General features: G+C 36.6%; 2 protein-coding genes. One reads left to right on the top strand and one right to left on the bottom strand.

The features are described from left to right. A partial coding sequence (locus tag HP439_RS19015) for a nuclear transport factor 2 family protein (protein WP_172391897.1) occupies positions 1 to 384 on the bottom strand: 384 nt, incomplete at its 3' end. A 649-nt stretch (positions 385 to 1033) separates the two neighbouring features. On the opposite strand from HP439_RS19015, the gene HP439_RS19010 reads away from it, so the two are divergent. Continuing rightward, positions 1034 to 1610, top strand: a 577-nt coding sequence (locus tag HP439_RS19010) for an ATP-binding cassette domain-containing protein (protein ID WP_172391896.1), incomplete at its 3' end; no start/stop codon positions are given.

The following is a 1610-nucleotide window of genomic DNA, read 5'->3' as shown; positions in this document are numbered from 1 at the left end:
TGCGACCTCGAGAGTATCTTCCAATAGTCTGTATTTAATTATCAATCCATCTTTAATCGTGATTTTTATAAAAAATAGAGAATCGACGATTCTATTTGTTTGGAGCATTTTCGTACTAAAGTCTCCCGAAATTATTACAACATCGTTATCAATAAGAGTATCATCAACTGTTACAGAGAGTGGTTCCGTATTCCTCCATAATAAGTCATAAAACTCCCTGACCTCCGCTTTACCACGCCTTTTGCCCAGCCACGGCGCTTTGCTTTTATCACCAGGAACATCCCAATCAATAGTCTCTGAAAAAAGTTTGATTAACTCCGTTAAATTTCTTTCTGATAAATGTTTAAAAAATTCGGGAATTATGTTTTGTGTCTGATTGCCCATCTGTATTAATTATATAAGAAACATCGTTTCACATTAAAGGTATAGAAAAAGAAGCGAGAAATATCTCGCTTTCGGAAAAAATGAAAATTTCCGTCAGAAAACAAATGCGGAATCATATCGCTTGTTTAACAACATCGGTAATATCACTTATCTGCTTTTTTCGAGATTTCCGATACAATGCAAATGCCTAGTAGCGTCCTACCCAGAACGACGTTTCGATATAACCAACTTATTGACGATTCATTTTCCATATGAGGTAAATATTCTAACGATGCACCAATTTTGCTCTTGTTTCAATACTCAGCAGCAATGAGGTAGATGTCGATAAATACCTTTTTTAATCGTATCTTTGTGCTCGAATCAGTGCGGATGGTAGTAATATAGAACCGTGTAAGCAAGATCGAAGTGTCAATATTAAGAAGACTTCTTATTACTAATCCGGATCTTAACGTTCCAAGACCCATCCCGCTTTTTGTGATATTTCAGTATTACAGCCGATACGGTCGACGTTATAATTATTACGGGCTAAGACATACAAATAAGATTGTCCGACCTTGTCGACATGGCGGATTTCACTGATAAAAAAATAAACAGAAAAGGCTGAAAATCAGACTTTTGAATATTAAAAATATAATAAAATAATTTATTAATGATTAATGTATCGAATCTAAGCCTTCGATTTGGAAAACGCATTCTGTTCGAAGATGTAAATTTAAAATTCACAACAGGAAACTGTTATGGGATCATTGGTGCCAACGGTGCTGGAAAATCTACATTCCTTAAAATTATTTCAGGAGACGTAGACCAAACCTCTGGATCGGTTTCTTTCACGCCAGGTGAACGTATGTCGGTATTGAACCAAAATCACTATGAGTTTGATGAATATACTGTGCTCGAAACTGTTATGATGGGAAATCAAGATCTATACAAGATCATGAAAGAAAAAGATGCCATCTATATGAAAGAAGATTTCACCGATGCGGACGGCGAACGAGCTGGAGAATTAGAGAGTCTTTTTGCGGAAATGGATGGATGGAATGCAGAAAGCAATGCTGCCACGCTACTAAGCAACCTCGGTATAAAAGAGGGTCTTCATTATAAACAAGTCAAAGAGTTAGATGGGAACGAGAAAGTACGCGTCTTATTAGCACAAGCTCTTTTTGGTAATCCCGACATCCTGATTCTCGATGAGCCTACCAACGATCTTGACATTAATACTATCGCAT

The organism is Sphingobacterium shayense (assembly GCF_013179575.1).
GTDB lineage: Bacteria > Bacteroidota > Bacteroidia > Sphingobacteriales > Sphingobacteriaceae > Sphingobacterium > Sphingobacterium shayense.
Note: the sequence above shows the minus strand (reverse complement) of the source record. Positions and strands in the feature narration are given on the sequence as shown.